This window comes from Rhodococcus sp. NPDC057135, assembly GCF_042670865.1.
Lineage (GTDB): Bacteria > Actinomycetota > Actinomycetes > Mycobacteriales > Mycobacteriaceae > Rhodococcus_F.
In genome coordinates this window covers 277,228-284,132 of sequence record NZ_JBHUUU010000010.1, presented here as the reverse complement: position 1 = coordinate 284,132, position 6,905 = coordinate 277,228, and the positions used below count along the sequence as shown (strand labels likewise).

Annotated in this window: 7 protein-coding genes; 3 read left to right on the top strand and 4 right to left on the bottom strand. The window is 63.9% G+C overall.

The genetic code is table 11. The annotated features are described in order from the left end of the window. Nucleotides 1-486: MBL fold metallo-hydrolase (locus ACFT1A_RS20575; protein WP_378448516.1), on the bottom strand; the 486-nt coding region annotated here is incomplete at its 3' end. A gap of 130 nt (nt 487-616) precedes the next feature. Here ACFT1A_RS20575 and ACFT1A_RS20570 point away from each other — a divergent pair. Beyond that, entirely contained in the window at nt 617-1,162 is a 546-nt protein-coding gene (locus tag ACFT1A_RS20570; protein ID WP_378448515.1) for a hypothetical protein, read from the top strand. On the opposite strand, the gene ACFT1A_RS20565 is transcribed toward ACFT1A_RS20570, so the two are convergent. From ACFT1A_RS20565 to ACFT1A_RS20555, 3 genes are read right to left on the bottom strand one after another with little or no spacing between them, the layout of a single operon-like run. Next, entirely contained in the window at nt 1,130-1,789 is a 660-nt protein-coding gene (locus tag ACFT1A_RS20565; protein WP_378448514.1) for an enoyl-CoA hydratase-related protein, read from the bottom strand. The two genes, ACFT1A_RS20570 and ACFT1A_RS20565, sit on opposite strands and share 33 nt — an antisense overlap. Then, a complete protein-coding gene (locus ACFT1A_RS20560; RefSeq protein ID WP_378448513.1) occupies nt 1,786-2,445 on the bottom strand; it encodes a TetR/AcrR family transcriptional regulator in 660 nt (219 codons plus the stop codon). Before ACFT1A_RS20560 ends, ACFT1A_RS20565 begins: the two co-directional genes overlap by 4 nt. A gap of 43 nt (nt 2,446-2,488) precedes the next feature. Beyond that, entirely contained in the window at nt 2,489-3,676 is a 1,188-nt protein-coding gene (locus tag ACFT1A_RS20555; RefSeq protein WP_378448512.1) for a CaiB/BaiF CoA transferase family protein, read from the bottom strand. Between the two features lie 283 nt (nt 3,677-3,959). On the opposite strand from ACFT1A_RS20555, the gene ACFT1A_RS20550 reads away from it, so the two are divergent. Further along, nucleotides 3,960-5,075: an XdhC family protein gene (locus tag ACFT1A_RS20550; RefSeq protein ID WP_378448511.1), complete on the top strand. Its 1,116-nt coding sequence runs from the start codon at nt 3,960-3,962 to the stop codon at nt 5,073-5,075. Between the two features lie 102 nt (nt 5,076-5,177). Further along, nucleotides 5,178-6,821 (top strand): PucR family transcriptional regulator, encoded by a 1,644-nt coding sequence (locus tag ACFT1A_RS20545; RefSeq protein ID WP_378448510.1) that lies wholly within the window; start codon nt 5,178-5,180, stop codon nt 6,819-6,821. Nucleotides 6,822-6,905 lie beyond the last annotated feature (84 nt).

Below are 6,905 nucleotides of genomic sequence, written 5' to 3'. Positions count from 1 at the left end.
GTGCCCGAATGCGGTAAAGAGATCTCCGCAGAACAGCGTGGACGTCGTCTCCTCGAACATCAGACCCGCGTCCCAACCGTGCGGGACGTGTGGGGTGTCGATGTGGCGAACTCGACGGCTCCCGGTTTCGAGTACATCGCCGTCCTGCAAGGGAAGTGGCGCCCGATCGGCGAGGTCGTTGACCTGAACGAAGCACCCCATCGCGCCGTGGGCCACTTGCGCTTCGGGGGCTGCCGCAAGCCAGGAGTTCATGGATCCGCACTCGTCGGCCTCGACGTGACCGAACGTGATCCATTTCAGGCGGTCGATGTCGATCAACGTCGAGAGTGCGTCGGAAGCCGAGGTGAACAACGCTCGCTGCCCGGTGTGGAAGAGCAGAGGTTCCTCGCCGTCGACGAGAAACTGGTTCATCGTGAGGTTCGCTTCGTCCACAAACGTCGACAGTCGGTAGATGTCCGGCGCGATTTCGGTGATCGTGGTGGTCATCGCTGTGCTCCGATCAGGGCTGTAGTACTCGTCAAGCTGTCCTCTCCAGCCTTCTCGTCGCCCATCGTCCGCACAAGCATCGCCTGCACAAGGTTCTGGACATGCTCACGGCTCTGCCATAGTGGAGGACGTGTTCGTACTGCTGCTGACAGGCCCGCCGGGCGCGGGAAAGAGTTCCGTGCTGACCGCACTTCACGATCGACTCGGTGAGGCCGGCGTGGGCAACGCGATGATCGAGGTGGACGAACTCGAGCGCTGCTACCCGCCGCTGGGGACCGAACGGGCAATCGCACACGTCGGGATGCTGTGCGCGTCGTATCGGGCAGCGGGGTATGAACTCCTGTTCCTCACGGCGACCGTCGAAGACGACGACTACGGGCGCGCCCTGCTGACCGCGACCGGCGCCGATGGGTACCTGCTGGCACGCCTCGAGGCCGATCCGGATACGTTGCGCACCAGAATCATCGAGCGTGAACCGGCCGGCTGGGCCGGGTTGGACGAGTTGGTGGAGGCGTCACAACTGCTGGCCGGTTCGATGCCATCGCTCAGTGGGGTCGATGTGGTTCTGAGCACCGAAGGGCGCGATCCTGAAAGTGTCGCCGACGACCTGGAAGCCGCTCTGCGAGAACACAGTCCGTCGCTTCTAGCCGTCGGTGTTCAGAGCGGTGACCACTGAAGCGAACATCGTCGACTTGATGGCGCCCAGTGTGCCCGGATTCTTCGGCCCGATCGGTGCAACCAATTCGATTGCCTTAGCCGTCAGGGCGTCGGCGGATGCGGTGAAGTCCACCAAACCGGCTGCGAATGCGTCACTTCCACCGTATCGCCGCCCCGTGGTCATGGCGACGATCGCCGACGCCGGGCTGAGTTTGGCCTGGATGAGAGCTGCCATTCCTTCGGTGAAGGGGATGTTGATGTCCACCTCCGGGAAGCAGTAGTAGCCGCGATCATCGCGCATGACGCGGTAATCGTGCGCGATACCGAGCATTGCGCCCGCTCCGAAGGCGTGGCCGTTGATCGCAGCGACGGTCGGCATGGGGAACGTCAGCATCCGAGCGAACAGTGACTGCACTTGCTGCACATACCACTTCGCCTTGTCGCTGTTCGCGCCCAGCCAGTCGAGGTCGAGTCCGTTGGAGTAGAACTTGCCTGTCGCCGTGGTGACCAGGGCATGTGCGCCTTCGCTCAGAGCCTGGTCGAGTAGCTTGTCGACGGAATCGAGCCAATCCGGCGAGAAACGATTTTCGTCCTCGCCGAGATCGAGAACGGCGATCTTGTCTTCGAAGCGAATAGTTGCGGTCATGATTGGCCTTTCCTGTTGCGGGACTTGGGGAGTGGTGGGTCGAGATGCAGAATCGCTCGAACGGCGGCGTCCAACCGCGCGCGTGCTGCTGCGTCGGGGACTCGCCAACCGTCGGCACGTTTGGCCGGGTGAATGAGTAATCCGGTAGGCAGGCCGACAACACAGGCCTCGATTGCCTCGACGGCTCGGCCGTCTTTGCGGCCCCAGAGCGCGGTCGACAACCGGATGAACAACTCGACCAGAGACCGGTCGAGTTGTGTGAGTTGCTCGGCGATGTCGGCAGGGACGTCGGTGCCGAGCAGTTCGTCGCGCTGGATCGTCAGCAGCAGCAACGCGGATTGTGGATAGTCGAGAGCGAAGACAGCCGGAACTTCGGCGGCTGCGACGACGGCGGAAACCGCCGAAGTTGGCGACGGGTCCGCGAGTGCGTCGTCCACTCTCGATTGTTGAAGCGCGAGAAAACGCTGCGCGGCACGCAGCCACGCGCTACCGACCAGTCCACTGCGAGAGCCGAATGCGTGGTAGATCGCCCCGTTGGACACGCCGGTGGCGTCAGAGACAGCCCGGACCGTGACAGCACTCGGCCCGGCAGTGGCGGCAAGTCTTTCGGCAGCGTCGAGCAGCGTGTCGAGGTCGTGGACGCGTGGCCGAGGCATGAACGCACAGTAACAGAGCGCCTGCTCTGTTACTAGTGTGCGGTCAGATCACCGAATGTGCGCGAAGGTCTTCGATCTCCTCCGGACGCAGCCCGAAGTCGGCGAGGACGGCGTCGGCGTCACCGCCGAGAGCCATGGGTGGTGCACTCCTGACGGGAAGAGTCTTGCCGTCCACCCAGAACGGCCCGCGGACAACGGGAATCGACGTCCCGTCGGCGCTGTGTGTCTGCGCGACCATCTGCAATGCCTCGACCTGCGGGTCGGAGAACACCTGATCGATCGAATGGATCGGGCCGCAGGGAATTCCGGCACCGCGTATCTCGGTGATCCACTGCGCCGCCCCCTTGGTGGTCAGTAGGTCCTCGAGTTCTTTGGTCAGTTGGTCTCGGTGCGCCAAACGTTCTTTACCCGTGGCATATTCGGCACGGAAGGCGAGATCGGGGTCACCGAGCACCGAGCACAGCGCGATCCAGTGCTTGTCCGAGCCGGTGGCGATGTTGATCGGGAAGTCTGCGGTGTCGAAAGCGCCGTACGGCGTGATCGTCGGGTGCGTGTTGCCGTTCGGCGTCGCAACGCGTCCGGTGCTCAGGTAGTCCTGCGCCTGGAAGGTCATGATCGAGATCGCGGATTCCAGCAGCGAGGTCTGCACGCGGTGCCCACGGCCGTCGCGACCGCGAGAGGCCAGCGCCGCCGTGATCCCCAACGCTGCATAGATGCCCGAGACAGTGTCGATGATGGGGATACCGACTCTCATCGGAGTCTGATCCCCGGCGCCGGTGACCGACATCAGCCCGGACATCCCCTGGGCCACCTGATCGAGTCCGGGCGCGAACTGGTCCGGGCCCACCGGGCCGAAACCACTGATGCTCATCACGACGAGCCCCGGATTCTCCTGCTCGAGCGAGTCGGGATCGAGCCCCATGTCGGCCAGCACTCCCGGACGGAAGTTCTCGACCAGCACATCCGCGTCGAGTGCCAGGCTGCGAAGCAGTTTCCGCCCGCGGTCACTGCGCATGTCGATGGCGATCGACCGTTTGCCGCGGTTCACGGAAGCGAAGTAGAGGCTCCGATCGCCGTCGAACGGCGGCCACTGACGCGAACTGTCGCCGGAGCCACGGGTTTCGACCTTGACCACGTCGGCGCCGAAGTCGGAGAGCAGTGACGTGCACAGAGGCCCCGCGAGAGCACGGGTGAGGTCGAGAACTTTGATACCGCTGAGCAATTGGTCCATCGGAGAAACCTCGGTTCTGTGGTGTGCAACGTCGCCCACTCGATCCGTCGGCACCATCTGCGTGAGTTTCGGCTGCAGTGATCGTCGGAGAGGGGAAGAATGAAGGTCAGGCCTGCTTTCGGCTGGGCTCGATGACAACACTGGTCGAGAGCGCAAGGTGATGCGACGGCGACATTGCACAACTGCAGGGCCCGGATTTAGGCGCATTGTGTGACAGGAAGGATTGCGGTGGGCCGATACCGTGAACTCTCTACAGACGGCAATGCAAGCGGGAGGCGAGGCGATGCGCGACATTTCCACTCAGCTGGCGCAGTGGCACGCCCGTGGCGAGGACTTTGCGCTGGCGACGGTTGTCCGTACCTGGCGATCGTCACCGCGTATGCCAGGAGCATCGATGGCTGTCTCACGCTCCGGTGAGGTGGTCGGCAGCGTCTCGGGCGGGTGCATCGAGAGTGCCCTGTACGAGATTGCCCAGGAGGTTCTCGCCGACGGCACCAGCCGCGTCGAGGTCTTCAGCGTCTCCGACGACGACGCCATCGGAGTGGGTCTGACCTGCGGCGGAACCATCGAAGTGTTCGTCCAGGCGGTCGGAGCAGGTTTCGCCGACTTCGGTCACGTCTGTGAACGGATCGAGGCGGATGCGCCCGTCGTCGTGGTCACCGAAGTGCGTCCGGGTGCACCCGCGCGGCACCTCGTCGTCGAGCAGGGCCGACGCAGCGGGGATCTGGATGCCACGGAGGAAGAAGTCTCCGTCCTGCTGCGCACGATGGAGACCGGTGAGTCCGTAGCTTTTGTCTCGCCGGCGGGAACCCTCATCGATTCACAGCACGACCTGCTGGTCGAGATCTTCGCGCCACTACCGCGGATGTACGTGTTCGGGGCCATCGACTTCGCGGCATCGATGTGTACGTTGGGCGCCTTTGCGGGTTACCGCGTGACCGTCGTGGACGCACGGCCCGTCTTCGCGACACGTGCACGCTTTCCCGACGCCCACGATCTGGTCGTGATGTGGCCACACAAGTTCCTCGAAACCGCCCCGATCGACAAGCGAACGGTCCTGGCCGTGCTCACGCACGACGAGAAGTTCGACATCCCGTTGCTCGAGATCGCGCTGCGTTCGGACGCTGCCTACGTGGGCGCGATGGGAAGTCGTGCGACGCATGAGCGTCGGGTGGCGCTGCTGAAGGAACGTGGCGTCACCGACGCCGAGTTGGGGCGTCTGCACTCGCCGATCGGGTTGGATCTCGGCGCCAGGACGCCGGAGGAAACTGCAGTGTCGATCCTGGCCGAGATGACCAAGACCCTGCGCAATGCCTCCGGTTTGGAACTGCGGGATCTGCAGGGGCCGATCCACCCGCCACCTCAGGAGAATCCGACCGCCCTGCATCGAACGGCCTGAGTCGACTGCGTTGAATTCGGACATCTTGTGTTCGGTGGGGATAGGATCGTTTCTTTCGTGAACCATCTTCCGTGATCCGAATGAAATCGAGGTGCCTGCCAAGTGGCAAACCCGGCCGTACCGGCATCCGAGGTGAATGCTGTTCTCTCCGAACTTCTTCGAACCCCGCTCCTTCCTGGTGTTCGAAAGGTTTCCGGCGGCTGCGAGGACCCGACGGTTGCGCGGGTGGGATTCATGGCGGTTCCGGACATCGGGCCGTGGCTACGACGCGGGCAGTTGCTGATCACCACCCCGGAAACCCTCGCCCGGGTCACCGAACCCTTCAAAGCATTTGTCGGACGTTTGTCGACGCGCGGAGTTGCAGCCCTCGCCGTCCAATTCAGTGCCGACGGGGACACTCTCGCACCGGAACTGGTCGACGCAGCCGACAGTGCCGACTTTCCGCTTCTGGTTTTTCACGGCGCCTGCGATCACCCCGCGGCGCGGGACCGTGAGCAGACGGAGTCGGCGCAGATCGACGCCATGTTCGGGGCCGAGCGGTTGCGGCGGCTCCTGGTCGACGTCGTGATGGGCGGCGGCGGACTCCCGCAGTTGACCGAAGTCATCGCGCGCGAGATGAAGGGCGCGGCTCTGGTCACCACCTCGGACGGACGCGAGATCTGCCGCGCCGGGGATGCCGCGGAGCGCAAGCATCTGTCAGCCTGCCCGGCCGTCGATTCCACCGGTCGTCTGCGGACCGACACCGTCGAGGGCGGGTTGGGTCTGCACGAGTTCGACGGCCAATTCATCGCGGTGTCCGCGATTTCCGCCAATCACATCGACCACGGGCGTCTCGCGTTGTTCACCGGTGAGCGTGTGATGACGAGTTACGACCAGTACCTGGTCGAGCGTGCCGCGTCGGTGTGCGCCTTGGTCATCACCCGCGAACAGGCCGTGGCGTCGGTGGAGGAACGCCATCGCGCCAACTTCGTTCACGACCTTCTCCTCGGCCGGGCCGGGGACCACGATCACGTTGTCTCCCACGCCAAGACGTTCGGGTGGGACTTCGATCGCCCGCTGGTGATCGTCTCGATCGAGCCGGATCCGGTGGACGAACCGACCTCCGCGGCGCCCGCTCGGCTGCCCGTCGTCGATCGTCAGGCGATGGCGTTCTCCGGCGCGATCGCTCACCGTGATCCCGGTGCGGCGGTGACCGCGCTGACGGGCGAGACGGTGATCGTGATGGGTGTCGGCACCGACACGATGGCATTGGTGCGGGACCTCGTCACGGTCGTTCGCGGCGAAGGTGGCGGCGGGAGAAGGCCGTTCAGTGTCGGGGTGTCCCGGCCGACGGCTGCGATCGAAGCCGTCCCTGCGCTCTACAGCCAGGCGCGCACCGCACTGACCGTCGGCCGGCGGATTTCCGGTCCGTGGACGGTGACTCAGTTCGACGATCTGGGCGTGTACAGACTGCTCAGTCTGGTCGAGGACGAAAACGAGCTCGAGACGTTCGCCCGCGAGACGCTGCGGGAACTGACGGAGGAAACTGCCGAAGCGCAGGACATGCGCAAGACATTGGAAGTCTTGCTCGCGACCAACATCAACATTGCCGAGACGGCGCGCAAGCTCCACTTCCATTACAACACACTGCGTTACAGGGTCGTTAAGCTGGAGAAAATGCTGGGACCCTTCACGGCGCAACCCGAACTCCGGCTGGATCTGTCTCTAGCACTGAAGATAACCGCGATGCGCGGCATCAATCACTAATATTGCCAATCCGGGTCGGTGGGTTCTGGCAGATTGTCATCACGTCGATACCCCCGCGCTGTAATAGCGTTTCACTCCAGTCAC